At 47.4% G+C, this 24,871-nt stretch carries 22 protein-coding genes, 4 tRNA genes and 1 pseudogene; 2 read left to right on the top strand and 25 right to left on the bottom strand.

What is annotated here, in order from left to right; all coding sequences use genetic code 11:
- Positions 1–100: 100 nt before the first annotated feature.
- The 12 genes from gshA to pncC form a co-directional block, all read right to left on the bottom strand.
- Positions 101–1,705: a glutamate--cysteine ligase gene (gene gshA / locus COO59_RS14405; protein WP_103060472.1), complete on the bottom strand. Its 1,605-nt coding sequence runs from the start codon at positions 1,703–1,705 to the stop codon at positions 101–103.
- A gap of 31 nt (positions 1,706–1,736) precedes the next feature.
- Complete coding sequence (locus COO59_RS14400; protein WP_103060471.1) at positions 1,737–2,162, bottom strand: YqaA family protein; 426 nt, start codon at positions 2,160–2,162, stop codon at positions 1,737–1,739.
- Positions 2,159–2,725 carry a fructose-1-phosphate/6-phosphogluconate phosphatase gene (yqaB, locus tag COO59_RS14395; RefSeq protein WP_103060470.1) on the bottom strand — a complete coding sequence of 189 codons (567 nt, stop codon included), beginning with the start codon at positions 2,723–2,725 and terminating at the stop codon, positions 2,159–2,161. The genes COO59_RS14400 and yqaB overlap by 4 nt, the downstream gene beginning before the upstream one ends.
- 245 nt (positions 2,726–2,970) lie before the next feature.
- A tRNA-Arg gene (locus COO59_RS14390) sits at positions 2,971–3,047 on the bottom strand.
- A gap of 72 nt (positions 3,048–3,119) precedes the next feature.
- Positions 3,120–3,196: transfer RNA gene (locus tag COO59_RS14385), tRNA-Arg, on the bottom strand.
- An 84-nt stretch (positions 3,197–3,280) separates the two neighbouring features.
- Positions 3,281–3,357: transfer RNA gene (locus COO59_RS14380), tRNA-Arg, on the bottom strand.
- 9 nt (positions 3,358–3,366) lie between these two features.
- Positions 3,367–3,459, bottom strand: a tRNA-Ser gene (locus COO59_RS14375).
- 286 nt (positions 3,460–3,745) lie between these two features.
- Entirely contained in the window at positions 3,746–3,925 is a 180-nt protein-coding gene (gene csrA, locus COO59_RS14365) for a carbon storage regulator CsrA (protein WP_038624529.1), read from the bottom strand.
- A gap of 247 nt (positions 3,926–4,172) precedes the next feature.
- Complete coding sequence (gene alaS / locus COO59_RS14360) at positions 4,173–6,800, bottom strand: alanine--tRNA ligase (protein WP_103060468.1); 2,628 nt, start codon at positions 6,798–6,800, stop codon at positions 4,173–4,175.
- A gap of 137 nt (positions 6,801–6,937) precedes the next feature.
- A complete protein-coding gene (locus COO59_RS14355) occupies positions 6,938–7,447 on the bottom strand; it encodes a regulatory protein RecX (RefSeq protein ID WP_103060467.1) in 510 nt (169 codons plus the stop codon).
- Positions 7,448–7,569: 122 nt separating this feature from the next.
- Positions 7,570–8,640 carry a recombinase RecA gene (gene recA / locus COO59_RS14350; protein ID WP_103060466.1) on the bottom strand — a complete coding sequence of 357 codons (1,071 nt, stop codon included), beginning with the start codon at positions 8,638–8,640 and terminating at the stop codon, positions 7,570–7,572.
- A gap of 94 nt (positions 8,641–8,734) precedes the next feature.
- Positions 8,735–9,235, bottom strand: a complete 501-nt coding sequence (gene pncC, locus COO59_RS14345) for a nicotinamide-nucleotide amidase (protein WP_103060494.1) — start codon at positions 9,233–9,235, stop codon at positions 8,735–8,737.
- 393 nt (positions 9,236–9,628) lie between these two features.
- On the opposite strand from pncC, the gene COO59_RS14340 reads away from it, so the two are divergent.
- Positions 9,629–10,516 carry a dihydrodipicolinate synthase family protein gene (locus COO59_RS14340; protein ID WP_103060465.1) on the top strand — a complete coding sequence of 296 codons (888 nt, stop codon included), beginning with the start codon at positions 9,629–9,631 and terminating at the stop codon, positions 10,514–10,516.
- Between the two features lie 57 nt (positions 10,517–10,573).
- On the opposite strand, the gene COO59_RS14335 is transcribed toward COO59_RS14340, so the two are convergent.
- Positions 10,574–10,915 carry a zinc ribbon domain-containing protein YjdM gene (locus COO59_RS14335; RefSeq protein ID WP_103060464.1) on the bottom strand — a complete coding sequence of 114 codons (342 nt, stop codon included), beginning with the start codon at positions 10,913–10,915 and terminating at the stop codon, positions 10,574–10,576.
- Between the two features lie 1,233 nt (positions 10,916–12,148).
- Between COO59_RS14335 and COO59_RS14330 the strand changes: the two genes are divergently transcribed.
- Positions 12,149–12,877, top strand: a complete 729-nt coding sequence (locus tag COO59_RS14330) for a helix-turn-helix transcriptional regulator (protein ID WP_103060463.1) — start codon at positions 12,149–12,151, stop codon at positions 12,875–12,877.
- A 95-nt stretch (positions 12,878–12,972) separates the two neighbouring features.
- On the opposite strand, the pseudogene COO59_RS21655 reads toward COO59_RS14330, so the two are convergent.
- The 12 genes and pseudogenes from COO59_RS21655 to COO59_RS14270 form a co-directional block, all read right to left on the bottom strand.
- A pseudogene (locus COO59_RS21655) lies at positions 12,973–13,278 on the bottom strand (methionine adenosyltransferase domain-containing protein).
- Positions 13,279–13,354: 76 nt separating this feature from the next.
- A complete protein-coding gene (locus tag COO59_RS14320) occupies positions 13,355–14,098 on the bottom strand; it encodes an SDR family oxidoreductase (RefSeq protein ID WP_205960873.1) in 744 nt (247 codons plus the stop codon).
- A 33-nt stretch (positions 14,099–14,131) separates the two neighbouring features.
- On the bottom strand, positions 14,132–15,316 hold the full coding sequence (locus COO59_RS14315; protein ID WP_165786520.1) for a 3-phenylpropionate MFS transporter: 1,185 nt from the start codon (positions 15,314–15,316) through the stop codon (positions 14,132–14,134).
- 110 nt (positions 15,317–15,426) lie between these two features.
- Complete coding sequence (locus COO59_RS14310) at positions 15,427–16,572, bottom strand: alpha/beta hydrolase family protein (protein WP_103060461.1); 1,146 nt, start codon at positions 16,570–16,572, stop codon at positions 15,427–15,429.
- Positions 16,569–18,020 (bottom strand): SRPBCC family protein, encoded by a 1,452-nt coding sequence (locus COO59_RS14305; RefSeq protein ID WP_103060460.1) that lies wholly within the window; start codon positions 18,018–18,020, stop codon positions 16,569–16,571. The genes COO59_RS14310 and COO59_RS14305 overlap by 4 nt, the downstream gene beginning before the upstream one ends.
- The gene (locus tag COO59_RS14300) at positions 18,020–19,579 is read right to left on the bottom strand and encodes a long-chain fatty acid--CoA ligase (protein WP_103060459.1); all 1,560 of its coding nucleotides are present in this window, start codon (positions 19,577–19,579) and stop codon (positions 18,020–18,022) included. Before COO59_RS14300 ends, COO59_RS14305 begins: the two co-directional genes overlap by 1 nt.
- 30 nt (positions 19,580–19,609) lie before the next feature.
- The gene (locus COO59_RS14295) at positions 19,610–19,867 is read right to left on the bottom strand and encodes an acyl carrier protein (protein ID WP_103060458.1); all 258 of its coding nucleotides are present in this window, start codon (positions 19,865–19,867) and stop codon (positions 19,610–19,612) included.
- A 408-nt stretch (positions 19,868–20,275) separates the two neighbouring features.
- Positions 20,276–21,091, bottom strand: a complete 816-nt coding sequence (locus COO59_RS14290; RefSeq protein ID WP_103060457.1) for a beta-ketoacyl synthase N-terminal-like domain-containing protein — start codon at positions 21,089–21,091, stop codon at positions 20,276–20,278.
- 3 nt (positions 21,092–21,094) lie between these two features.
- Positions 21,095–22,354 carry a beta-ketoacyl-[acyl-carrier-protein] synthase family protein gene (locus COO59_RS14285; RefSeq protein ID WP_165786519.1) on the bottom strand — a complete coding sequence of 420 codons (1,260 nt, stop codon included), beginning with the start codon at positions 22,352–22,354 and terminating at the stop codon, positions 21,095–21,097.
- A 70-nt stretch (positions 22,355–22,424) separates the two neighbouring features.
- The gene (locus tag COO59_RS14280; protein ID WP_205960872.1) at positions 22,425–22,919 is read right to left on the bottom strand and encodes an EVE domain-containing protein; all 495 of its coding nucleotides are present in this window, start codon (positions 22,917–22,919) and stop codon (positions 22,425–22,427) included.
- 64 nt (positions 22,920–22,983) lie between these two features.
- The gene (locus tag COO59_RS14275) at positions 22,984–23,421 is read right to left on the bottom strand and encodes an SRPBCC family protein (protein WP_103060454.1); all 438 of its coding nucleotides are present in this window, start codon (positions 23,419–23,421) and stop codon (positions 22,984–22,986) included.
- A complete protein-coding gene (locus tag COO59_RS14270) occupies positions 23,411–24,871 on the bottom strand; it encodes a coproporphyrinogen-III oxidase family protein (RefSeq protein WP_133158609.1) in 1,461 nt (486 codons plus the stop codon). Before COO59_RS14270 ends, COO59_RS14275 begins: the two co-directional genes overlap by 11 nt.

Raw genomic sequence — 24,871 nt, 5'->3', positions numbered from 1 at the left:
CGCCATGCGTCTGAATAAGTGAAAGACGCGCATTTGTTATCATCATCATCCCTGACAACAGAGATGTTAATTTGGCCACAGTGATGTGGCCATTTTCTTTTTACCCTTTCTTGCTCGCCAAAAACTCAGCGAAACTCAGGCTATCTGCCGCTTCCAGCTCCTGCTGCGCATTACGCGAACGTATCGCTTCCTGAGTGAAATCTTCCTCGGTTAGCACCTGCAGCGGCTCTTCCGTCAGCATCTGTCGATACTGCTCGGCCAGCGCCAATCCGGTTCCGCTGATGCCGTTATCTAACATCGTCTGCAGGATACGAGCAGAATAGGTTAGCTCAGGATCGTCAAAAGAGGCGACCAGTTGATCGCAAACCTGTTGGTAATCAGGCGTACCGGACTGACTATCAAGCACTTCCGCTACGCGTTTCAGGTCGGCAAAAAGCGCTTTGCCAACCATCGTCAACGGCTGCCGGGTATCTTCACAGCCGATACCGATCGTCTGGCCCGGCTTACGGCCTTCGAGGATAACGCGATTCCAGTTTTGCCGTGCGCACTGTAGTTCGGCGCTGCTCATTTCCGGTGCGTCCGCCAGGGTACACCAGATCAGGAACAGATCGAGGAAGCGCACCTGAGTTTCATCAACGCCAACCGGTGAGAAAGGGTTAATATCAAGCGAACGGACTTCAATGTATTCAATACCGCCGCGCGCCAGCGCATCAGACGGCGCTTCGCCAGAACGCGTAACACGTTTAGGACGAATCGGCGCATACAGCTCGTTCTCAATCTGCAATACATTGGTGTTAAGCTGTAACCAGCGCCCTTCTTCATCTTTTACGCCCATACGCGCATATTCTTCAGAAGGGGTTTTGATCGCCTTTTTCAACGCCTCGACATAGCCCGCCAGCGTATTAAACGTAATGCCCAGATTGCTTTGCGATTTATTAGTATAACCCAAATCGCTTAAGCGCAGCGACGTGGCGTACGGCAGCCAGAGCATACCGCGCTCGCTCCGTTCAAAAGGCAGGCTGCTCTCCTTTCCCTGCAGGAAGGTAGAACAAACCGCCGGCGAGGCGCCAAACAGATAGGGAATAACCCAGCCAAAGCGATAGTAGTTGCGGATTAAGCGTAAATAGCCGGCAGAAATAGCCTCTTTACCGCTTTCCATATCTTTAACGCCGGCCCAGGCCTGCCAGAAAGAGAGCGGCAGCGAGAAGTTATAATGCACGCCGGAAATGGTCTGCATCAGCGCGCCATAGCGGTTTTTTAAACCCTCGCGATAGAGCGTTTTCATGCGCCCGATGTTCGAACTGCCATACTGGGCCAGCTGGATAACATCGCCGTTTTTAATCATGCAAGGCATACTGAAGGGCCACATACGCTCTTCGCCTAACTCGCGGGCGACATGACGATGTATATCGCGTAAAAATGCCAGCAGGTGATCAATATCACGATCGACGGGAGTAATAAATTCAAGCAGCGATTCAGCGAAATCGGTAGTAACCCATTTATGGGTCAACGCTGCGCCAAGATCCGCCGGATGGCCGGTTGTCGCTAGTTTACCGTCTGGCCGGACACGCAGCGTTTCACGCTCAATGCCGCGACCAATACCTTTCAGGGCGTCAGGATGTGCTTCCAGCCAGGAAAGCGCCTGTGATACGTCCGGGATCAAAATGACCTCCCGCTCAGAGAATAATTTATTTTTGTTTAGCATAATGTTTACCGTAGCCCCGATCCTGAATGAATCAATGCCACCACGCCATGCCCTGTAAAGTTGCGGTCGCGACCACTACGTAACGCAGAATCTTGCCAATAGCCAAAAACAGCGCTACCGGTAGCCATGAGAAACGCAACCATCCAGCCAGTACACACAGCAGATCGCCAATCAGCGGTAACCAACTGAATAACAGTACTGCAGGACCAAACCGGCGCAACCACGCCATTGCTGTGTCATGCCATCGCCCCTGCTTTGGCGGCAGTAGGCGACCAATAACAACATTTGTTAATCCGCCGAGCGTGTTCCCTACGGCTGCGACAAAAATCAAACCTGATGCCGGCGTTTTCCCTGCCAGTAATAACGTAACCAGCAGTACTTCAGAGCTACCGGGAAGCAGCGTGGCGCTCAAAAAACTGCTGGCAAATAACGCACCATAACTCAGAATGTCGTTCACAATAAGCGAACGTCTACCGCAGCCATACCGGCGGCACGCGCTGCCTCCAGACCAAAGTCAGCATCCTCAAATACCACGCATTTTTCAGGATCCACGCCCATTAACGCAGCGCAGCGCAAAAAAGTGTCGGGTTCGGGTTTGTGGCGCGTTACATTATCGGCGCCGACGATAACGTCAAAGTAATGACGCAGATGCAAATGCTGCAATAAAGCATCGGCCATTGCATATTCGCTACCGGTGCCGACCGCCATAGGCTTGCGCCCGTGATACGCCTTGACCACCTCGACAAGCGGCAACGGCTGGACGCTGTCAAACAGCATGGCCTTAACGGCCGCCGTTTTTTCAGCTGCCAGCTGGAAAGGATCAAGGTCGGTCTGATGGCTGGCGATAATAAACTGTGCCACACGCCACGTTGGCGAGCCGTTCAGCCCGATCATAGCCTGTTCATCAAACGATAAACCATAGCGCGTCAGCACCCGATCCCAGGCCTGACGATGGGTCGTTTCGGTATCAAGGATAGTACCGTCCATATCGAAAATCAGTCCATCATAGCTATCGTACATATCCTCTCCCGGCAGTAAATAAACGCCCCTTTACTTTAACGTAAAGTATGCAGGTTGTCGCCGGTAGCAATGAACAGCAAATGCTTTGAATATATTGAGGAATTTAGGAATCAGAAAAAGGTCAGAGAGTTCAGGAACCTGAATGACGCAATGCGGGAGTCAGTAAAGAAGAGAATGTGAAAAAGTTAAGCAGGGAAAATTCAGAAAGTAACGCGAGTTGATAAATCGACAGGAAAATCAAAAGATGGTGCATCCGGGAGGATTCGAACCTCCGACCGCTCGGTTCGTAGCCGAGTACTCTATCCAGCTGAGCTACGGATGCATCGGAAAAGCAGAGGGAACTGCAACTAACCTGAAGCAATACCAGAGAAGAAGTTAACTTCTTCAGAGAAGATGGTGCATCCGGGAGGATTCGAACCTCCGACCGCTCGGTTCGTAGCCGAGTACTCTATCCAGCTGAGCTACGGATGCATAACACATTCTTGTATAACGCAGGGCGCTGACAACTCACCGTGACACAGGCTGCTAACACCGTATCGATTTACTTCTTAGAGATGGTGCATCCGGGAGGATTCGAACCTCCGACCGCTCGGTTCGTAGCCGAGTACTCTATCCAGCTGAGCTACGGATGCATCATTAAATGGCGGTGAGAGAGGGATTCGAACCCTCGATGCAGCTTTTGACCGCATACTCCCTTAGCAGGGGAGCGCCTTCAGCCTCTCGGCCATCTCACCTTACGCGTTCTTGCGAACTGTGCTGCTGAACTTTGTTTCCGCTCATCGGCACTGCGTGGCGCACATATTACTTTCCCGCACTTATAAGTCAAACAATTTTTCCCAACAAATGTTTGTTTGCACAAAAGCCACTCAATCCGCATATTTTGCCGACAAAAAGAGTGATTTATCAACAGCGAAACAGGAGGCAGTTCACAATCAGGGGAAAACAGCAGAGAAAAATAAGGCGGGGAAAAACGTTGCGCCTCGCTGTAATGAGAGCGAGGCGCGGGATTCGGTATAGCTTTTATTGCGGTTGGCTCTTTTCAGCCTGGATGCGCTGATATATTTCTTCACGGTGTACTGAAACTTCTTTTGGTGCGTTCACACCAATACGAACCTGATTACCTTTAACTCCCAGTACCGTTACCGTCACCTCATCGCCAATCATGAGGGTTTCACCAACTCGACGAGTTAGAATAAGCATTCTTTGCTCCTTGAAAGATTAAAAGAGTCGGGCCTGTCGGATCCCCGGCATTATCCATCATATAGCGCTAAACGTAGATAATGACAAATACAGCAAAGTACCTTGTCACGCTAATACATTCTGCTGATAGTTAGTTTAGCCGAAATCATTACCCTCAACCTGACTTTGTTATTACAGAGTACGGATTGCATTAAAAATGCGCCAGTGGAGAGTATCCACGGCGCTTTCCGCACTGCTTTTTTATCTCTTACAGTTTAGCAGACACCCAGGACTCAACGCTGGCCAGCGCAGCAGGCAGCGCCTGTGCATCCGTACCACCCGCCTGCGCCATATCCGGACGTCCACCGCCTTTACCGCCAACCTGCTGTGCTACTGTACCAATCAGCTCGCCCGCTTTAACACGGTCGGTAAGATCTTTTGTTACGCCAGCAATCAGAGAAACTTTCCCGTCTGCTACCGTCGCCAGCACGATCACTGCCGAGCCCAGCTGATTTTTTAACTCATCAACCATGGTACGCAACAGCTTAGGATCTACATTGCTCAGCTCATTGACCAACAGTTTTACTCCGTTGATATTTTTAGCTTTGCTGCTCAACGAAGCGCTCTCCTGAGCCGCCTGCTGGTCTTTTAACTGCTGCAACTCTTTTTCCAGCGCGCGTGCATGATCGATCATAGCACGCACTTTTTCATTCAGATTACTGCTGTTAGCTTTAATCAGCTGCGCGATGTCGTGCAGCTGTTCGGCCTGAGCGTTAACCTGCGCCAGCGCAGCCTCACCCGTTATCGCCTCAATACGACGAATACCGGCGGCAGTGCCTGATTCAGACGTAATACGGAACAGGCCAATATCGCCTGTGCGGCTGGCATGCGTGCCGCCACACAGTTCGGTAGAGAAGTCACCCATCGACAGTACGCGTACGCGCGCATCATATTTCTCGCCGAATAAGGCCATCGCGCCTTTTGCTTTGGCATCTTCGAGATCCATGACGTTGGTCTCAACCGGCAGGTTACGACGGATCTGTGCGTTAACAATATTCTCAACCTGGCGGATCTCCTGCGGCTTCATCGCCTCGGCGTGCGAGAAATCGAAACGCAGGTATTTATCGTTAACCAGCGAGCCTTTCTGCGCCACGTGAGTGCCCAGAACCTGGCGCAGCGCAGCATGTAGCAGATGCGTCGCCGAGTGGTTCAGGCGAATGCGCGCACGACGCGCCTCGTCAACCTGTGCGTCCAGTCGATCGCCAATACGCAGGTGTCCAGCGGTCAGTTTGCCGGTGTGGCCAATAGCCTGACCATATTTCTGCGTATCGCTTACGCTAAACTCAGCGTTAAGCCCTTTCAGCACGCCGGTATCGCCGACCTGTCCGCCTGATTCGCCATAGAACGGCGTCTCATCCAGTACGATCACCCCTTCCTGTCCGGCGGTGATTTCATCAGCCGGCTGGCCGTTAACATAGATCGCGGTTATGGCGGCTTTTAGCGCAAGGTTGTCGTAACCTTTGAAGGTTGACGCTGAATCGATACTGATAACGTTACTGTAGTCAGCACCAAAACCGCTGGCCTCACGAGCGCGCTGACGCTGACGCTCCATCGCCTGCTCAAAGCCTGCCTCATCAATTTTCAGATTACGCTCACGGCACACATCGGCCGTCAGGTCTGCCGGGAAGCCGAAGGTATCGTACAGGCGGAAGACGGTTTCGCCATCCAGCGTATCTCCCTGCAAACTCGCGAGCTCTTCATCCAGCAGCGCCAGGCCACGCTCCAGCGTTTTAGCAAACTGTTCTTCTTCGGTTTTAAGTATCTGCTCTACCTGCGTCTGCTGACGTTGCAGATCTTCACCGGCGCTGCCCATCACTTCAATCAGCGGGCCCACCAGCTTATAGAAGAAGCTGCCTTTGGCGCCCAGCATATTGCCGTGACGCACCGCACGACGAATGATACGACGCAGCACGTAGCCACGGTTTTCATTCGAAGGGATAACGCCATCGGCAATCAGGAAGGCACAGGAACGAATATGATCGGCGATGACCCGCAGAGATTTATTGCTGAGGTCGGTGCTGCCCGTAACGTTTGCCACGGAGGCGATAAGCTTTTGGAACAGATCGATTTCATAGTTGGAGTTAACGTGCTGCAGCACCGCAGAAATACGTTCCAGACCCATACCGGTATCAACGGAGGGTTTTGGCAGCGGCAGCATCGTACCGTCAGGCTGACGGTTAAACTGCATAAAGACGATATTCCAGATCTCAATATAGCGATCGCCATCTTCTTCCGGGCTGCCCGGCGGGCCGCCATAGATATGATCGCCGTGATCGTAGAAAATTTCACTGCACGGACCGCACGGGCCGGTATCGCCCATTTGCCAGAAGTTATCTGAAGCGTAAGCGCCGCCTTTATTATCGCCGATACGGATAATACGCTCAGACGGCACGCCAATATCATTCGCCCAGATGTCCCAGGCTTCGTTATCGGTTTCGTAAACGGTCACCCACAGGCGCTCTTTCGGCAGGTTGAACCACTGCGCCGAGGTCAGCAGCTCCCATGCAAAGGCAATCGCTTCTTTTTTGAAATAATCACCGAAGCTGAAATTACCCAGCATTTCAAAGAAAGTATGGTGACGCGCGGTATAACCTACGTTTTCCAGATCGTTATGCTTACCACCGGCGCGCACGCAGCGCTGCGAAGTGGTGGCACGCGAGTAGCTGCGCTTGTCTTGTCCAAGGAAAACGTCTTTAAACTGGTTCATCCCGGCGTTAGTAAACAACAACGTCGGATCGTTATGGGGTACGAGGGAGCTGCTGGCAACAACCTGGTGTCCCTTGCTATGGAAAAAATCGAGAAACGTTTGACGGATCTCAGCAGTACTCTTGCTCATAAATATCCTGGAATACGCTAACGAAGGTTCTTCCCTTGGCACCGGGCGGGCATTCCACACGGCTGCGTGAAGAGTTACCAACAAAAAGTGGGAATAAGATAAATTTTCTTCCGAGGGAAGTAAAATCCCATCTCGACTCAATCATCATTATTTCGATAAATCGACTGGATATCTTCCATAAAAAACCCTTTAGCCTGAAGATAACGCAGCACTTTGGATTTTTGTTTCCACTCCTGCGGCAGCGGCAGGCCGAATTTACGCTCGGCCGCGTCTAAAGCCTGAGCGGCCCAATCGATCTGCGCCTCTCCCAGGGCGGCTTCTGCCAGCTCACGATCTATCCCTTTTTGCGCCAGTTCCATACGGATACGCTGTGGGCCATAGCCTTTGCGGCCGCGGCTGATGACAAAACGCTGGGCAAAACGGACGTCGTCCAGCCAGCTATGCTCATAACACCAGGCCACAACCTGTTCCAGCAGCTCTTCTGGGATCTCTTCCGCCGGTTCATCATGGCGCATAGCCGCACGCGCGGCTGACTGGGCCATCTTACGACGGAACTCTGCTTCGCTATGATCGCGCATGGCAAGAATACGAGTGGCACGGTCCAGCAGGCGTGCAAAAGTGACCGGAGTTGCGGGCTTGTCAGTCATTACGCTTCCGTCAGGTTTGAAGTTTGCGATAAGCGGTAAAAAGCGAGGGTAGCGAGAATCGAGGCAGGATACAAAGTATTAGAACAAAAAAACCCGGCCAGCGGAGCTGACCGGGGTGGTAATTAGAAATCTTCGTTAGTTTCGCTAGCGGTATCTTCGAAATTCTCCGCTGGGACAGCCGCTTTATCTTCCTCGACAGGATTGTTCAGCAGCGTATCACGCAGTTTCTGCTCGATTTCATTAGCTACCGCACTGTTTTCTTTCAGGTAGTTGCCGGCATTTGCTTTACCCTGGCCGATTTTATCGCCATTGTAGCTATACCATGCGCCCGCCTTCTCGATCAGCTTGTGCTTCACGCCAAGATCCACCAGCTCGCCGTAGATGTTAATCCCTTCACCGTACATGATCTGGAACTCAGCCTGTTTAAACGGTGCGGCAATCTTGTTTTTAACCACTTTTACCCGCGTTTCGCTGCCGACGACGTTATCGCCCTCTTTGATCGCGCCGATACGACGAATATCAAGACGGACAGAAGCGTAGAACTTCAGCGCGTTACCACCGGTAGTGGTTTCCGGGTTACCGAACATCACGCCGATTTTCATACGGATCTGGTTGATAAAGATCAGCAGCGTATTGGACTGCTTCAGGTTACCGGCCAGCTTACGCATCGCCTGGCTCATCATACGCGCGGCCAGACCCATGTGTGAGTCACCGATTTCACCTTCGATTTCTGCTTTCGGCGTCAGCGCCGCAACGGAGTCGACGATGATAACGTCTACCGCGCCGGAACGCGCCAGCGCATCACAGATTTCCAGCGCCTGTTCGCCCGTATCCGGCTGCGAACAGAGCAGGTTATCAATATCAACGCCCAGCTTTTTCGCATAAACCGGATCCAGCGCATGTTCAGCGTCAATAAAGGCGCAGGTTTTGCCCTTACGCTGCGCCGCGGCGATTACCTGCAGCGTCAGCGTGGTTTTACCGGAAGATTCCGGACCGTAAATTTCTACAATACGGCCCATTGGCAGGCCGCCAGCACCAAGAGCGATATCAAGCGAAAGTGAACCGGTTGAGATGGTTTCCACATCCATTGAGCGGTCTTCACCCAGGCGCATGATGGAGCCTTTACCAAATTGCTTCTCAATTTGGCCCAGCGCTGCTGCCAGAGCCTTTTGCTTGTTTTCGTCAATAGCCATTTTTACTCCTAATCATGCCGGGGTAAAGCACGCCACGGCTGTGGGCAGTGCTCTCGTTCATTGGATGGTAATTATACTGTATAATCATACAGTATCAAGTCAAATTTTTGAGAAAATCATCATGCAAAACCTGCAGCGCCGTCGCTACGGTTTGCCGCCGCACAGCTTCGCGATCTCCCTGAAATACAAAGCGTTTTTGTAGCGTTTCGCCTGCTGCCGTAGCAAAGCCGAACCAGACGGTGCCGACCGGTTTTTCCGCCGTGCCGCCGTCGGGTCCGGCAATGCCGCTAACCGCAATGGCGAAGTCGGCTCCGGCCTCTTTTAGCGCTCCGGCGGCCATCTCTTTTACTACCTGTTCGCTTACCGCGCCCCACTGCTGCAAACTCTCTTCAGATACGCCAACCATCTGCTGCTTGGCATCATTACTGTAAGTGATAAAAGCGCGTTCAAACCAGGCGGAGCTGCCCGCCATATCGGTTAAGACTTTAGCAATCCATCCGCCGGTACAGGATTCGGCAGTAGTTACTGTTGCCTGCCGCTGTAGCAACAGCTGCCCGTTAATAGCGCTTAACTGTTTCAGTTGTTCGTCGGTCATCGTCTCATCCCTGGTGGCTGTACCATCAACGTTAGCAATAAAGCGGGCGCGAGGCGTACCGTTTTTGCCGTTTAGCCTGGACAGCATGGTTATTTTGCGAGGCAGGTTCCTGCATTATATGCGGGCGGAGACATGACATAGCAAGGTAGCTACCCGACATATCACCGCCGCAGGAAATAGTCAGCAAGTCTTACTATGAATGCTATTTCAACGTTGATTAAACCGGCTGAAACGGCGCGATTGATAAATCACACCGCGTTTTTTCAGAAACGCGCGCTAAGTAAAGATGAAAATTGCGATCGCGGTTAGATTATTGTGCTGCATGCTGTGACACTCAGCTACAAAAAGGATTAATTTAAAACAACGTTTCAATTCTCGCCTGCGGAGAACAATATGGAAACACAGCCTGCTTTTTCCGGCGTTTGGTGCCCCTCGGTGACCCCGTTTACGCAAGCCAACCAGCTGGATCTTAACGCACTGGCGCAGCATTTTGCGCACCTGGACGCCTCCGGCATCGATACCTTATTACTTATGGGCAGCATCGGCGAGTTTGTTTCGCTGACGCACGCAGAACGCAAATTACTGATACGTGAAGCACGCCGCATGTCGCGGCTTAGCATGGTGGTCAATATTTCCAGCACCTGCAAAACCGATATGCTGGATCTGGCCCATCTCGCCTGGGAATGCGGTTACGATGCCGTTATGGTGCTGCCGCCCTGGTATTACGGGCAGACCCGGCAACAACTGTTAAGTTACTATCGACAACTTGACCGTGAGCTGGAAGGCAAATGGTTCGCTTATAACTTCCCGGCGCGCACCGGTTGCGATCTGGATGCGGCGCTGGTGGCAGAACTGGCCGCAGAGCTACCGAATTTTATCGGTATAAAAGACACCACGGATTGCCTGTCGCATAACCGTTCATTAATAGAAGAAACCAAAAAAGTGCGCAGCGATTTTGCCGTGCTGTCCGGCTATGATGAATATCTGTTGCCTAACCTGTTAGCTGGCGGCGCGGGTGTGATCAGCGGCTTAAATAACCTGGTCCCTGCGATGTTTGCCGAAGCGATGCACAGCTGGCAGGCCGGTGATCTGGCAGCGCTTACGCAGTTTCAGCAGCGCATTGGAAAACTGATGGCGATTTATACGGTCGGCGATGACTTTGTGACCACGATTAAAACGGCGGTCGCACGCAAATATGGCTATATGACGCCGCTCTCGCGTAACAGCGGCGGGACGTTGAGCGAGGCGCAGTGCGACGCAATCGATCTGCTGTTCAGTTAAAGAGCAAGGCGGCAGCGAAGCACATGCTTAGCTGCTTTGCCTGATGGTTCAGTAACCTTAGATCTTTTTAACAAACTCGGATTTAAGCTTCATCGGGCCAAAACCATCGATCTTACAATCGATGTTATGATCCCCTTCCACCAGACGGATCCCTTTGACTTTGGTTCCGATCTTCAGCGCTGAAGAGCTGCCCTTAACCTTCAGATCCTTAATTACCGTAACGCTATCGCCGTCCGCCAGCAGCGTACCATTGGCGTCGCGCACTACAAGCCCTTCATCCTGTAGCGTTCCCGCATCCTGCTGCGACCAGATATGTCCACATTCAGGACAGTTCAGCGCATCGCCGTCCTGCCAGGTATATTCAGAATGGCATTCAGGACAAGAAGGTAAAGTCTGCATTACAACCTCATAAAGTTACGACCCAACGGGTAACGAAAAAACGGCGTTCATTCTATAACCTTAGCTTTGCTGTGGATAGCGTTATTCACGACGCGCCCTTGACGTAGCACAAGCTTCTTATACTTTGCGAGCCGTGCCGAAGAAGCTGTTAACCGGTGACATGACCGTGAAAGGATCAGCAAGAAGATATAACGGCTCTTTCGGTAAAGGCTACTCCCCAGATATAGAGGCTTTTACCCGTCATATTTCAGGTTGCATGTGCATTGTCTGCACCCATGCGCGTCAGTCACCTGGCTATTGATGCTCCCAAGGCCCCTGGTCTTGCCGTCTCCCTGCAACTCGAATTATTCAGGATATATATTCAAGAGGTGATATTGACATAAACTAATAATTAAAACTTATTCAGTTAAACAATATATATAAAGCTCTTCGCGATGAAAATCTCCATCCCACCATCTGCTTGAGACTGAGTCAGGCATTGTATATATAATTAACTTCCTGACAATTTCACTCATTATTTATTGAAATAACATTTCTAAGAAATTAATTTATACGCCATACAGATGCAATAACTTGACCTTAATATTAAGGTTAGTCTATTGTCGCATGTAAAGAAACGTAGCATCTGACACATCATCATCAAGCTAACCACCTGCCAGGACAGTTTCGGCATATACCATTCTGGTCATGGGCTGGTGCTACTAAAAATCATTAAGATTCTGGAACAATCAACTGTCAAAGCACGCCCTCACCTGGAAGGAACCATTGCATACATCAGTTAATGAAATCATTGTAAAAACCATTGATACGCGGGTAAAAAATATTTAGTTACTGGCCTTTGCTATTCGAAATAAACATTCTGTCACAGCTGATGATGCACTTCATATGATCAAGCGGGTATACGCTTACGTTATATCCAACCTTAGGCAACGAAGCTCATTACTACTCAGCGTAAGAAATCAGTCTACTGATGTTATCCATTAGTTCGGTGTAAGTTTTAGCTGATAGATGAAACCCCAAACAACGGTGCGAAGCATGATAAAGCCTAATTTGAATATTTTGGAAGCAACCACTAAATCTACTTATGATCCAGGTCTGATAGCCGCCGAGACTGCTACAGAAAAATGTAATGTTATCAACCTGGCATAATAGACGTATGATGAACATCATTCAGTTTCATAATCATATAACTTATTGAATTTAAGGGATTTCACGGTTTTACAGGATAATATTATGCATACTATTTTACCCCAGTTTGAACCTTTAATGGAGGCCACCACCAAAGATGAAGTCATGCTTCATGTTTCTCAGGCTATAAAATTTCTGGAATTTGAGCGATTCTTATTTGCAGTTGTGCCTAAGCCCAAGACTGAGGATCCGGGCCTCTTTCTGCACAGCACCTACCCGGAAGAGTGGCGCAATTATTATGACCGGCATAGTCTCAGCTCCAACGATCCAACGGTAGCCCATTGTTTTAAGGCAATGAGTCCTTTCATCTGGCAGCCGGAGTCATTTCAGACAATTGAACAGAAAAATCTTTATGAAGAGGCCTCATCTTTTGGCTTGCGCACTGGCGTGACTCTGCCTATTCATGGAATCTCCGGGGAAGTAGGGATGCTGACATGCGTCCGGGATGAAATACCGGGTAAAAAATTCCAGCAGGACTTTAAACATAATTTAAGCAGCCTCACTTTATTGCGTGATATTATCTGTGATGCAATGAACGCGTATATTACCGTTGAGGATACCCTTGAAACTGGTCCACAACTCACCATACGAGAATTAGATTGCCTGCGTTGGATAGCCCTCGGAAAAACCACATGGGAAATCAGCCGTATATTAAATATCAGCGAAGCGGGTGTTAATTTCCATATTTCAAATTTACGCAATAAATTTGGCGTAAACCGACGTAACGATGTGGTCATCAAGGCAATAAAATTGGGGATTATTACTCTTCCTTAATTGCCAGCATAACGACTGGCAACCGTTGGCTTGGCACTGAGTATCCGTTTGTTCCCAGGGAAAATTATTTCCTGGGCGAGCAAAATGGCCATAGGCTACCGTCTGTTGATAAATCGGATGCAATAAATTGAGCATTTCACAATGCCTTTTGGCCGCAAATCAAAACACTCCATATCCAACGAGGCTATTTGCGCATCTGGGGTCGTGCCAGTCCCCTTAGTATTTATCCTGATATTGATGAGGCGGGCCATGCCGATAGCGTAGCTAATTTATAGCTGACACTGCCGCGCTATATCCGTCAGCGCGATATTCTTTGCAACATAACGCGCAGCATAGGCTGCAGAACGATCCACCTGTGAGGGATCTTCACCCGATGAAGTAAATAAGCAGTCATTATTCATAGTAAATTTCTGTTAGTTAATAGAGGCTTGATGTGCAGCAACGCAGAGTTACTGCACTAACAAAAGCTGAAAAGTATCAGGTCGCGCCACCATCAACGGTGATCGTCTGCCCGGTGATCCAGCTCCCTGCCTCACTCAACAAAAAGGCAACAACTTCAGCGACATCCTTTGGTGTTCCCAGACGTTTAAACGGTGACGCTGCGGCAAAGGTCGCCTGTCGCTCCGGTGGAGCTTTGGCAAACATCCCCGGTATGGTGGCACCAAGTCTTAAACTATTAACAGTAATTTCTCTGCTACCAATTTCTTTTGCCAGAACCTGGCTGAATAGTTCTAATGCCGCCTTGCTTGCTGCATAAAGCGCAGAGCCGGCAATCGGGACATCCACCATTGTCGATGAGATATTGATAATACGACCATTATTGCGCAGCAAATTTGCCGCTTCCTGTAGTACAAAAAAAGCGCCACGGACATTGACATCAAACACCTTGTCATAAAGTGCACTGGTGACTGCCGATATCGGACCAGGCGCGATAACACCTGCATTATTGATAAGATAATCGAGCTGCCCATATTGCTTCTGGACAAATCGGAACAGCGCTTTAATATCATCAGGCTTGCTAATATCGGCACGTACGGCGTAAACCTCACCTCCGCTGTCTCTTATCGCGGAAACAATATTTTCGGCCTCCTTTTCTGCTGTCGCATAGGTAAATACAACAGCCATACCGCTCAGAGCCAGACGACGAGCTATTTCGCTGCCAATGCCACCCGAGCCCCCCGTGACAAGTGCTATTTTTTTATCCTTGTTGACTAATGTCATAACCTTAATCCTTAGTTAACTAGCGTTGAAAAATCAGGTACCCTCAGGCATTGCCCGCCCCATATCCTTGAGAGTATTACTGTGAGAAATTTTGTTCATTTCTATCGATTTTAGGAGCAGCAAACAGAGGGTTCCTGCAAGCGAAACGGCAGACATCACAAAGAATGTGCCGCCTGACAGAAGGGAGTAAAACGGGCCGGAAAGCAATACAAATATACCCATCCCAAGCCCCATTGAAAATGCGGAATAGATCCCCTGTGCCGTAGATGACAAAGAAGCATCAACCTTATTGGTAATAATTTGCATTGCTGCAAAGTGGCAAGCGCCAAAGGAGAGCGCATGCAAACATTGTGCAACTAACAGTAGAAAGATACTGTCAGTGCTGCCGATCATTAACCAGCGTAATGCTGCCGCGATTCCACCAATAATCAGTACATTTACCGGTCCCAATCGGGACAGCAGAACCCGGCCAAAGGCAAAGACTATTACCTCCCCCACGACGCTACTTCCCCACAGTATCCCGATAATTTGATCCGATAATCCTTCAGCACGCCAGTGAATAGAACCAAAAGTATAATACCCGGCATGGCTACCCTGAATCAGGGTCGTCGCGATTAAAAAGCTGACGAACCATTTGCTTTTGAAGAATGCTAAAATAGTGACTTCCTCACTCTTTATTAAGGACACCTTTGTTTTCGGCAATAAGCAAGAGGAAACAAATAGCAATCCAGCCGCTCCACAAATAGACCATAACAATGCGGACTCGCCAAAAATCGCTAATAGCTTGCCGGAAGAAACCGCCACCACCATGAAACCAACAGAGCCCCAAAGCCGTACTTTTCCATAATCAAACTTCTGCTCTCTGGCCGTTACCGTTGCCAGGCTTTCGGCCAGTGACATAATGGGTGACCAGCAGGCAAAGCTAAAAATTGTCAACAAGAAAATAGGAATAAATTCGTTCGTTTTAGAGAAAACCAATAGACTAACAAACAAACCCAGTGACAGTATAATAGCTGCTTTTCTTCGCTGGCCGCTGCGGTCAACAATATTTGACACGACTGGCGTAAAAATAATTTTCAAAGAAAATGACAGTGCAGTTAACGCCGCAATTCCTGACGGAGAAATGCCTTTATATTCCAGCCACACCGGCCAAAATGGCATGTGTATTCCAATAAATGCAAACATACTAAAATAAACAAAACCAAATCTTGTTTTCATGAAATGATTCATTTTAATCACTCAATAATGCGAAGTGCAGCCCGACCACTGATAATATAAATCAATATAAAAACAAAGCCACACTAAGGTTTAGAATAGAGTTATTTCAGTTAATCAGCGGATTTCACTAATTTCGTTTCCAGCCAGTCAGAAACTTCTATGCTGTACTGGCTAATATAATTCAGACAAACATGCGCCTCGGTTGGATAAATTTTCAGAGGATGATTTATTCCCAAATACTGATGAAAATGCTGTAGTTCCTTCAATGGAAAGATATCATCCAATGCACCATGAACTGACAGAGTATCTACCGTATTCTGTTCCGGTTCGGTAAGCCTCAGCTGGTCAAAAAGACGCTGCATATCTGCATCATCCCCTCCCATAAAGGCATAGCGGAAATCCTCCTTGAGTCGGCGGGGCAGCGTTGCATAGGGTGACAGACTCGGCCCGCCCGATAAATTGACTACCGCCCGGAACTCAGTCCCCAAATAACGGGCAACGCGTAGCGCAAGATAGCCCCCAAAGCTAATGCCAAAAAAACCGAGCCGGCTACTATCCACGGCAGATTCAAATCGCAAACGTGCAATAATCTTTTGAACTACATTTTCAAATTGCATATCAATGGAATTACAGCCCAGGTTGATCCCTTGTCCCGGCCCATCAAACATAAAAACCGCAATACCACGTGCAAGAAACTGTTCGGCAAAGGCGAAAACTTCGACCTCAGTAACGGAATCAAGACCATTCGACAAAATTACGCATGGCCATCTCTTTTTACTATCCGAACTCACATCGGGCAGCACCAGATAATAAGGAACACGCACGTCACCATACATAAATTCACCCGTGCTCAGAGGCAGCTTCGTATGTTCCAGACTTTTCATAAAACACTCTTTTACTGCCTGACGCATCTGCGTTTTCTGCACTGGATCGGAAAAGTACATAAATTCAGCCCAGTGGAAACATGCCGCTGCGCTACGCCAGGCCGCTTTGGCGCCAGCTGTCGAACCACTCTCTCCGGCAAGCCTGCTATACTCATAGCCCTGTTGGTTCCAGCGTTGCATCCATTCTTCCCAGAATTCAGCCGAGCTGAGGTCCTGTAACCCGGCGGGGAAATCTTGCAGTGCGATAGTAATATCCCCCCACGAAATCTGGGCGCCATGCACTGACCGCAAAAACATCAACCGTGGTAAAAAATATGAGCAAAGCCGGTACAAATGTTCTGGCAGGTGAGCGGGTTTAAGAGGCGATTTCATGCCGCCATCCTTTGTTTTTTCAACCAATAACCGCACGCCTCAACCGTTGCCTTGCTATTTTTCATAATCAGTTCTTTGATACGTTGCTTATTACGCAGGATGTCGTCATCAGAAAACAGCGTACTGCAGTATTCGGATTCAATATGCAATGAATGTTCAGAAATAATCTCACAACCATTTCCACTGGAACGCACCAGCCAGCGCCCATTATGATTTTTTAATACCGCAGGAGGTTCAGGCTGGAAATAAGTTATTTCCATAGCGTCTTTATCGCATTGTCGAATACTACGAAAACATTCCTCGCCCGCGCCCCCCATAACATTCATTATAAATTCCTGATATTTATCATCTTCATAAATCATCTTCACGCCTTCACAGTGCGGTAAAATATCCTGCCATTGATGAACATTACAGAGCAGATCGTAAACTTCTTTCGCTGCAAATGGCAACGAGTAGCGAGTGGTAAAAGACGATAGTGTGATATCTTTTTTCTCTACGAACTCTTTTATTGCCAGCATCTCCGAGCCCGCATTATTATCAATAAACTGATTAATAAATTCACTGGCTTCCTCATGCGTAGTGATATTCTCACGAATGGCAGTAATATCATCAAGCAATGAAAATTCACGTGTCACGTTAAGAACACAACGATGTTCATCAAGAGGAATAACTCGCCACTGCCCACTCATTTCTTTTAAAAATGGCATCGGTACCGGTAGGGAAAAATCGATTCTGTATATCTTATCGAAATAGCTACGCTGCGTATCCCATCCAACCACACGATCATCTTGCCAGGCTTCAATACGCACGCGTTCGGTATTTCCTTTCTTTTCCCTGACTACGGCCGATGTGCACGCATCAAAAATTTTTGGCCAATTATTCACATTAGCAATTGTGCTATAAACTTCTTTGGCAGGAACATCGCAGACGATGGTATGAGACGTGGAACGACGTTTTCCAGCTCCCGCCCTGGGAAACGTTTTCTTTACGGCATCTCTGATATTTTTCAGCTCTCTGGTAGAATTTCTGTTGATTGCGTCAGCGATAAATATCTGTGCCTGTTCGCGCGTGGTTACTTTAGCTGAATAGTCAGGAATATCATCCAGCAGCGTATAGTCGTGTTCCAGAATAATCAGGCTCTGCGCGTGATTCATTTTAACTACGCGCCATGTGGTAACCATGTTTTTAACAAACATCATGGGTTTAATAATTGTAGCGTCAATACCGAATATTTCCTTACGAAATACTCGTTTTGATTCCCAGACCATAGGCTCATCGCCAACCATAGCCTTTACACGAATAAATTCTTCGTTTTCATTACAACCAAGATTTTCCACCGAGATACAAGGATCGAAAACTTGAGGCCACTGCTGAGAATTACAAATCAAAGCGTAAACAGCCTCTTGCGTTGCATTACAAACTATAGAATTCGACTGAGCATAATCCATTATATTACCTCCATAATTGAAAGCTTAATAAGTGCATCGGCATTGATACCTTTCAACACTACTCCCTTAATTATCTTATCGTTGCTATTCCGTGGGAACGGGGTACGGCTTGGGTAAACATAATCCGGCCATTTTTCTTCACTGAGGCGTGAACTAAGTTGTGCCAAAATAGCCTGACTGATTTCATCATCACTCTTTTGTGTCAGTGGACCATAAATACAAATAACAGCAACATTACCCAGATTATTATCTGCCGGAAGACTTACCAGCAGTACCTCATGGATACCAATAATATCGGCAATAATATTTTCAACTTCCTCTGGATATATTCTGTGACCATTCTCACTCAGGAGCGTATTGCTAATCCGTCCCTTTAGGATCAGTTCTCCATTGTTTGTGAAATGACCATAATCACCGGTGTGAAAATATTCATCGACTGGTTTTACCTTTCCGGAAGCTATATCATAATAGCCTTCCATCAGGCCCGTTCCTCTTAGTACAACCTCGCCTACATTATTTTTATCATCGTGAGTAAAATGCAGGGAGACATCCAGTGTATCATCCGGTTTTCCCACGCAATAGATGTACTCCTCATAAAGTTTACGACGATGATCCTCCTCATTCAGCCAGCAAAATGGGCCAAACGTTTCACTTAACCCATATCCCTGAGTCCACTCACAGGGTATACGTACCCGAGCTTCCTCAAGCAGTTCTTTAGAAAGAGCCGCCGCACCATAAGCTATTACACGCAGGCAACTCAGTTCAGCACCGTATTCACCAATGCCTGCAACAAACCGACGAAGCGCAACCGGTCGTAGCATCATATGGGTAATCTGATGCAGTACAACCTGCCGTGGCCAATCCTCTATCACCCGGTTAGAGGGAAAAACCAACGTAGCGTCATGCAGTAACGCTCCAAAAGAAAAAATAATGCCAGTCGTGTTGTTCATCAGACCAGACATAAAAATACGCGCGTCCGGACTGAATTTTAATTGACTTGATACGGAAGCTACACGCTTGCACACCAGCGACTCTGAAATACTGACTGCTTTGGCTTTACCGGTAGTTCCGCTGGTAAACAGAACTAAAAAGTTCTCAACAGGATCCGGGTTTTCCACCACAATATCGATAATTTCAGCGTCGTTTTCTACATTATTCCCGGCGAATATATCTAACTCGATAATACGGGTGTTTTCACCCGTTGCACGTCTCAGTTCTTCAACAGCCGCATCCCGTCGCAGATAAACCACCTTGTCAGGGGACACCGTCTGAATAATATTTACCCACTCTTCTATCGCTGCATTTTGCAGGTTATAGGGCATGACTATCTGGATACCGATCGCACTGGCAGCCGCCATAAATACTACAGCACTTTCATCATGCTCAGGAATTAATACGACCTGCTGCCCGCGTTTCACTCCCAGGGTTCCAAGCATATAAATAGTTTTCGCCACTGCCTTACATATATCAGCATAAGTGTAAGAACAAGCTGGCGTCACCATTGATACCTTATTACTCATGACATCATCGGCACACTGGAACAGCCAAATAAGTTTCATTAACAGCCTCCATGCAGGATAATATTATCCTTAAGCACATAGATAGTTATCTGGCTGCTTTGCCAGAATAAATGCGTAAATGGTCTGGCCGCTCTCCCAGGATTCGCGTTCGGATTTTGACGCGGGAATACCAAATTCCTTTTCAATTTCTTTGGCAAATTCTGTCATTTCGGTTGAATCCATGTCATATACCAGATCGAGATCGGCATTCATATCTAATTCATCTTCCATAATGTCGATATAGTTGGCAAGTAGCGCTCTGACTGCTAAAAAAACATTGTCATTCATTATTAAATCTCCTGTTATTAATCATTAAACACCCCGAAAAAATTCAGGCTAAAACCAGTAATACTGGCTATCTTAAATATCGTAAATATAGCTATTACTTCTGAATTGTTTTACACCGAACTTAAACTCAGCGTTGAAATACTTCCCTGCTTGCTAAGCCGGCGAACCATGACTTTGCTAAAAGGTAATGATGAATCCCCGCTGGCATCAAAACGCTTAGGATGAGTGGAACCATGGCGGAGATCCTGGGCAGCACACGCCGTTTCCATTACGCCAGAAACGGCAAACATATTGCCAAAATGCTCTCGACCAGAGCCAATATATAGCGGAGCCCGAATATCATTGTGGAGGCTACTCATACTGCTATTTTCAACTTCAAAGACACTATCCGTTAAAAACAGGTAAGGTTCATCCGGATGACTGATGGCGGTAAATGTCTATTGATTTCGAAACGGAAGTAGCATAATTGCGTTCCGCACAGAAACTGTCTGCAAATCCGCTAATTTCGCAATAAATTGTCGCGCCTCTTTTTATCGCATTTTCATATTCTTCCAGTACCAGGAATGCGGCACCATCACCAAACGCGGTTGATGTTTCTGTGCCAAATACCCCAGATTTCGCCTCGCCAGGAGTAAAAGCGCGAGCCAGCATTGAGCGTACATATGGGCTCGAAAGATCTTCAGATGCACCGCAGAGAATAATATCGGCACGCCCGCACTGGATAGCTTCAACACCGTAACCAATAGCTTGTAAACCTGCCACACTGCTGGCTGAGAAGGTCTTGGAATAGCCTTTCAAGCCATGCTGCAGAGAAATTTGTCCCTGCAGCGCGGCAGGAAACCAGGCGGTAGCGACATAAGGCCCCATAGCCTCCATACCTTCAGTATGCAATGCTTTAATTTTCGGCTCTGCATATCCCCAGCCGCCCAGACAATTGCCGACAAAAATTCCAACTCGGGATAAATCAATATCGCTATCCAGTATTCCGCTTGCCTTAAGCGCCATATCTGCTGCACACAGGCCATGGAACGAGAAATTGTCCAGTTTGCGTTTCAGGCGATTACTCACAACTTCTGTGCCATCAAATTCCGTAACCCGTAAAAAGGTAAGAGGCTCATGCGGGCCAGAGCAATTTTGTTCAGGAGAATTAAGACAAATCTCTTCAATACTGGATCCAAGCGCGCTTAAAGCACCTACGCCAGTGATAACAACACGTTTTTTCATGAATTATCCCGCCTGCAAAACAACAGCGCTGTGGATCCCTGAGAATCCGCTGCTTAATTTGATAGCCGATCGAATCGATGCCGCCCTTGCTTCATTTGGCACGTAGTCAAGGTCGCATTGCCCATCGGGTTGTTGATAGTTGATCGTTGGGAAAATCGTCTGATGTTCTATTTCCAGACACATAGCGACCAGTTCAATAGCATTCGCGGCGGCCAGAGCGTGCCCTGTCATAGCTTTTAACGAATTGACGGGAATGTGGTAAGCCCGTTCACCAAATACACGCTTAATTGCCCCGGTCTCATTCGCATCATTCTGGGTCGTCGAACTGCCGTGTGCGCCGATATGGTCAATATCATCAGTGCCACACTTCGCATCCTTTAAAGCAGCAAATATGCAACTGGCCAGCGCCTCACCATCAGATGGCAAGTCGGTCATATGCCAGGCATTATTAACCGACGCGTATCCGGCAACTTCGGCATAAATTTTTGCGCCGCGCTGAACCGCATGCGTATATTCTTCCAGCACAAAAATGCCGCACCCCTCAGCGATCACAAATCCATCACGTTCAGCGGAAAAAGGGCAAGAAGTCTGTGTCTTATCAGCACAGTCGCGGGTTGACAGAGCGCCAAGCGCTTCGAATGAGCCAACAGACAGCGGGCACAGGGGGGCTTCACTGGCTCCTGCAATCATGACATCAACTTTACCACTGCGAATTTGTTCGAAAGCAAATCCCAATGCGTCCAGCCCTGCCGTACATCCTGTCGACAAATTGGAAACAGGGCCCATAGCACCGTATTTTCTGGCAATTGAGAAGGCCGCGCTGCCAAAATCCAGATTGTCGTAGAAATGTCGCCCAGCCCAGTCTGCATCATTTTCTTCGGTGCCATTGTCGGTCATCAGTAACAAGTTCTGTTCCATAGTGGCAGCATCAGCAATCGCACTGGCGACCATCACACCAAAACGGAAACGCTCTATCTCATTTATTCTCAGCCCTGAATCTGAAATCGCCATATGCGCTGCGGCCAGTGCAAATTGCAGGTAACGACCGCTGTTTTGAATTTGTCGTTCAGAGATGTCATATAAAAACGGTGAGAAATCATCTATCCGGCCAATTGCCGTACTTTTAAAGCCAAAGCGTTTTCCCCATTCATAGGGTTTTATCCCAGATATTCCCTTGAGCGTATTGCTCCAGAATTTTTCAATGCCGATCCCATTAGGTGCAATGACCCCGAGACCGGTAATGACAACTTTTTTTTCCTGCATAATATTTCCAGAATTAAAATTATTACAAAGCATTCATCAAGGCTTTGTTTATCCTGATTTCATTTGCGCCTTAATCTTGATCGTAAAACAGATCCAAATTTTGGCTCGTTTGTGCCTGAATGGCTGGATTAAGAACGGTCTGAGCGCTATCCGGCAACATAGCCTGCGCTATCATTGAAAAATCATCGTCAGTAATTTCAAAATGACCGAAGCGAAATTTATACCCCCAGCTACTTAGCCCTTTAGTAAAACTGAGTCTGTCAAGAAGGGGATGAATTGGAGCATCAATGCAGGGTTGATAGGCGACATCGCGCCGGTACGGCACAAAAGTCGGCGTCATCTGAAACTGATAGGTTTCTTCACCAATGACAGTACCAATAGCGGTAAAACTCTGGCATTTTTCTTTTCCACGAAACTGCACAACGGGGGAATAAAACACAATACCATCGCCTACGGCCATTCTAGCCAGCGGTGCGCGTTTTCCATGGCATACCTGACAAAAGCCTCCCTGTTCACCGAACTTAATATGTTCTCGCGACACAACGCCACACCAGTATCTTGCCATCGTGCTCCTCCTGTTAAATGAATCCAGCCTGATTAATTTCTTCATCAATCAAGCCGGTTTTTATTTATTTTTTTACAGCCAGAGAAAGAATATTATTTACTGATTCAGGTAAACCGCCTTGCATATGTGGCCAAATTTCTTTGCTGAAAAATCCATATGCCTCCTGTGAAATTTCGGCCTGAACTTCATGTGTAACCGTAATCTGCTGACCAATTTCCTCTATATAATGAATGTTTCTCAGCACACCGAACGGCAATATAGTTTCATCTGAAAATTCTTTCTGTGGGGTTACCGTTTTTAGTGTAACTAAAATGGGTTCTCCACCTTGCGGAGTCAGTGAAAATTTATTTCCTGCCTTGAATTCATCATGCAGTTCAGCATTATTTATTCCTGAATCCCATTTATCCCAATTGTTGACATCAGCCCACAGCGCCCAGATAGTTTCAGCAGTTGCATGCGTTGTTACCTGGTAAGAGGCAATAAATTTCACATTATGAGACATAGTCTAATTCCTTTTTACTGTTGATGTTTAATAAAGGAGAAGTATCGTTCTTATCTCCCAGCCAATATGAACGCTCTCGCGCCCCAACCTCCACCATCACGCCATTCAGGGACCAGTTTTTCTCATTAAGAGAATCAGTATCTCCCCAAAATGCAGAATTAAAAAATTCCAGAATAACGTTTGCATGCCAAATTAAACCGAGCTCAGTTAGCTGCATGCAATCATCGTTAAGTTCTACCAGCCCTTTACGCTCTAAACGTTCAACTTCTTCAGCGAAGTCATCAAGGAATTGCGTGCCAAATTTATTGTAATAAAACTTATATTCTATTTTAAAATATACCAGAGAAAAAACAACATGGCGTTCCCGCTGCACGCGGGCAGGCATATACTCTGTGACAGAACTAATTAAAAACTCATCACGGTTAACATACTCAATGTATTTTTCAACATCAGCTTCAGTCCCAAGACGATAACCATCAAAATAGCTATATGAGCCGGGTCCAATTGCCAGGGTATCGTTATCAATCTTCCAGTTGGAATGGTTGTATTTATTTTCATAACCAGGCTTGCAAAAATGGTCCATCATATACATCTTATATCCCATATTTTCTGCCATCTCTTTTGCTTCACGATACATAGCCTTGACCATGGAATTTTCAGGGTTTTCTGGTTTCTGTACCTTTCCACGATTTATAAGCTGGCTTTGCGGAGTCTCGTTATGAATTCGGTAAAGATAAATGGTAAAATGTTTCACACCTAATTCATTGAGTTTCCTCAAATCACTTTTCCAGATACTCAGAGTATGCCCTGGCATGTTATACATCAAATCCATCTGGATATTAGTAAGGCCTTTCTCCTGAAAATCACGAATAACCCTTATGCTATCCTCAGCGGCATGGGGTGATCCTACAATTTCCAGAATCTCCGGATGGAAGGACTGCACCCCAAGGCTTAAACGGTTAATATGTGAACCTGCAACATAATTTATTTTTTCATCATCAAAATCCCGGGCATTACCTTCCAGGGTAAATTCATACTCTTTATCAACCTGAAAATTATCAAAAACAGCATCAACTATACGCTTAATATTTTCTGTTTTTAAAATACTCCCGGTCCCTCCACCGATGAAAATGCTTTTCAGATTCCCTTCCCCAAATTTTTTAAACCGGGACCACTTTTTCATATCTTTAAGCAAAGCATCGACAAACTCATCCTCCCGATTTCGCTTATCATTTTCTGGTAGTAATTTAATGAAATAAGGGCAAGACTTACAACGCTTCCGGCAAAAAGGAATACCAATATATAAAGTAAAATCAACGCCATCCTGTTCCATATTAACGTGATTGGTAACAAAATCGCTACCTTCCATATTTTTATGCATACCGGGTGGATACAGAACAAATGGCAAATAGCATTTGTTCGGATAAGGCTTCGTCAACTCTTTATTCAC

It is taken from the genome of Mixta theicola (assembly GCF_002895925.1).
Classification (GTDB): domain Bacteria; phylum Pseudomonadota; class Gammaproteobacteria; order Enterobacterales; family Enterobacteriaceae; genus Mixta; species Mixta theicola.
Note: the sequence above shows the minus strand (reverse complement) of the source record. Positions and strands in the feature narration are given on the sequence as shown.